This window comes from Moraxella sp., assembly GCF_024227015.1.
Classification (GTDB): Bacteria; Pseudomonadota; Gammaproteobacteria; order Pseudomonadales; family Moraxellaceae; genus Moraxella.
The window spans coordinates 1-3,669 of sequence record NZ_JAAELD010000029.1 but is presented as its reverse complement, the minus strand read 5'-3'; the positions used below and the strand labels follow the sequence as shown (position 1 = coordinate 3,669).

General features: G+C 43.6%; 1 protein-coding gene. It reads right to left on the bottom strand.

All coding sequences use genetic code 11. From position 1 onward, the window contains the following. Positions 1–38 precede the first annotated feature (38 nt). On the bottom strand, positions 39–3,542 hold the full coding sequence (locus GY683_RS00600; protein WP_297286905.1) for an Ig-like domain-containing protein: 3,504 nt from the start codon (positions 3,540–3,542) through the stop codon (positions 39–41). Positions 3,543–3,669 lie beyond the last annotated feature (127 nt).

The window sequence follows — 3,669 nt, the reverse complement described above, 5'->3', positions numbered from 1 at the left end:
TGTTAATCCCTTAATCCGTTTAATCCTGTTCTAACACTCTATTTTACAACATTGATCTGACCAAAAACCATTAACTTTGTATTTCCATTCCCCCCAGCACCCGTATCTTTGACAGGTGAAGTAATGCTGATTGTAATGGTTGCCGAATCTTGCAGGGGATATTCTTGACGAGTGTGTTCATTACCATCCTTGTCCTTTTCAGTGATCTCTTTAGGCGGATTACTTGAGAGGGTAAATTCGATATATTGCAAGCCAAGTTCATTACGGGTGAAGGTAAAATCCGTTTGTCCGCCCAATACGCCATTATTGGTGGTCACTTGAACTTTTGTCCCTTCAACTAACCCATTGCCATAAATATCGCCTATGCCAGAAACGATAAAAGTTTCAACGCCTGCATTGGGGATCGAAAATGAAGACGGGGTTACAGTTATTCCTTCAGATTCAGTTCTCATCTGTGCGGAAAAGAGGATTCGTATATCAGTCCAAATGGTGGTATTTTTAAAAGCACCGCCAGGACCATCATATTGGTTATTGCCATAGTCAAATTGACCATTGCCATTGATATCAACATATAATTCCCTTTCTGCCTCAAAAAGACCATTATCATTGCCGTCGATATAGGGTTCGCTTAAATCATCAAAAGGTTCGCCCTGATCATAGATGCCATTACCATTGTCATCGACAAAACTTTCGCTGCCAGTTGTGTAGGCAACAATAGTGGTGAATCCCGGATTACCACATAACAACTCGCCGGGTAATGGGTTTTCAACAAGAAGATAATTGCCACTGCATCCATAACCTGCCGTTTCGACTGCGGGAACACCGCCTAAAAAGGGTACTGTTGGTTCGGCAGATTGCAAAATGGCTGTGGCTTGCCCGAATTGAGTGGTTGTCGTAAACGCGCCGCCACCAATACTTTTACCTATCATGCCGCCTTCAGTGATAAAACTCACAGAAGTGCCATCTGGCACAATATTCCCAAAACGATCACCGACATAAGCGACTATTTCATCAAAGAGTCCAAAAGTGACTCCGCCAGCGATGTTGAGATATTCTGCCGCTAATGAGAAATGATCCGCATCTGGCGCACTGCCGACAATAGTGACTCGTGCGATAGTGCTAATAGTGTCGTTGATGGTAGCAATCACGTCGATATTACCTGCCACTGTTCCGCTTTTTAAGGTGACGCTGACTGAACCATTATTAGTTGTTCCAGCCGCTGTTTTGCCCATGTCGCCTTGAGTCGTAATCGTTTCACCGCCTCCCAAAGTGGTTTTGCCGATAGAAAATTTCACGGGTGTACCATCTGCCACAATATTACCCAAACTGTCTTTGACTAAAAATTCAATTGTGGCACTTTGAACGACACCACTGCCAATAACGCCTATCACTTGGGGTTCTATTTTACTGACTTCAATTGTTCCCGCGTCGCCAGGTTGCACTTCAAGTGTGATGCTATCAGTAACGTTGCCCGCAGTGGCGGTGATAGTGGCTAACCCAGCTTGCATGTTTGGGCTAAATTTTGCCTCTGCGATGCCATCGTTGTCGGTTAGCACAGATTCAGTGATTATACCAAGGGTTGTCATAAAATCGACAGGTGTGCCATTTTTGACGGGATTGCCTTGAACATCTTTGACAACGGCTTTAATTGGTATTTCCTTACTATTAAATGATAATGAATCTGCATCAGTGCTGAGCATCAAGCTGTTAATCAATTGGCTGGCATAAAAGGTGAGCGTGGATGTCGCTGGCGTTAAAGCATCGGCTTGCGCTTCAATCACGCCATGATCAACGCTGTTGCTCGTCACGCTGACTGTTGTTTGCCCTAATTCGTCTGTGTTGGAACGAAAATTGTCTAAAAAAATACTGTTTCCTGTTATCACGCGAAAATAAACAGGTATGCCGACAATACCAACGCCATCTTTATCACTGACAACGGCTGTTAATGTTACGGGCGATGCGCCATCTGCGAGGTTTTCTGCCTCTGTGGGCGATAGGCTGATATTTGCGCCAAAGTATAATGGAATTTCTTGCTTTGCACTGTCTGCTTGTACTGTGACGATGACATTTTCGCCCGTTGCATTGGTGATAATTGCTTTAACTTCCCCTTTTTCATCACTTTTCCCAGTTTTAGGCGAAATCTTTGCTTGGCTTTCTCCCCCATCAGTGGTTTTTACTGAAAAAGTGACTTGCTGCTCTTTGATGGGCAAATCATTATGATCAGTAATATATGCCGTAATCGTCGCTGATTGCTTAATATTCAATACAGTGGCGGTTGTTTCTGCGTCAAGGTGGCGATTTTCCCCAAACGCGGCAAGAAAATTTACTGTCGCTTGGGCGTTAAGTGCGCCGCTGCTGACATTAACTTCTGCTGTGCCACCATTGTTTTCTAAGTCTCTAATGGTAACGATAGCTGTTCCATCAATATCAGTCGTGGCTGTGTTGGGTGTCAATACTTCGTTATTGTCGTCAATAAAGTTAAAAGTCACTTCTTGATCGGCAATCGGTGCATAATTGCCATCTTTTAATAAAGCCGTCAGGGTAGTCGTCTCAATGGCATTGACTGAATGAGGCAATAAGTTCAAACTCGCGCCAAAATAGAGTTTTAAGGTTTTAGTCACTGAGCCACTTGTCACTGTAATATCCACCTTTTCTTTATGGTTATTGGATACCGTAAAAGTGGCTTGTGCGTTAGCGTCAGTTCTTTCTGGTACATCATGCAGCACTGCATTCCCAGAAGCAGCCACACTGAATGGGGTATTAGGTAATAAAATGTCCATTTGAAGTAATTCTTGAAATAAGCTTTCACTTATCGTCACGTTGTTAAAAAACTTATGGAATTTTTCAAGTAACTCTTCTAATTCAATTTTTCTGAGTATCGTGACAGTGATGCTGCTAGACTCACCTGTTTGTAAAATCGTCTGTGACGCGCTTAAAACCATCTCGCCAACAGGGGCAGTTGTAAACGTCACTTTGACAGGTTCCGCTTTTTTTCCGCCTGCTGTGGCTGTGACTTCAAAAGTTTCGGGAACGCTGCTGGTAATGAAGGTGCTGAAACGACCATTTTCTCCAGTGGTGCCGCTTATTTTATCAAAAAGTGCGAAGTCAGAGGAACTGACTAAATTAACAGGTACATTTGAAAGAGGGACATTTTGATCATCTCTTACTATGACTGTCAAAGTGATTTCGTCGCGCCCATTGGCAGGCTGAGAATCGTTAGTGATAATCACATTGACTTTATCTACTCTAGGATCAACTGTACTGTCTATGAAGGTGAGCGTGACAGGCTCTGCGGGTACGCCGCCAGCCGTTGCTTTGACTTCAACTGCTTCAGCGATACTGTTGGTGACTGTGGTGGTAAAACGACCATTTTCTTCTGTTGTACCACTCAACGCTTCAAAAAAGGCAGTATCAGATTCACTCATTAAACTCACAGGTACGTTTGCAATTGGGGCATTCGTCGCATCACGGGCTATCACAGTGAGGGTAATTTCGTCGCGCCCATTGGCGGCTTGAAAGTTATTACTCACAATCAAAGTCACCTTAGAAATCCTTGGATCAACGAGAATTTCTCCAAATCTCACTGTTGCTTGTGCGGATAGTTTTCCACTACTGGCTTCAACTTTAGCTTCTCCTCCATCTTGAGCTAAATCTGTGATAGTCACTTGT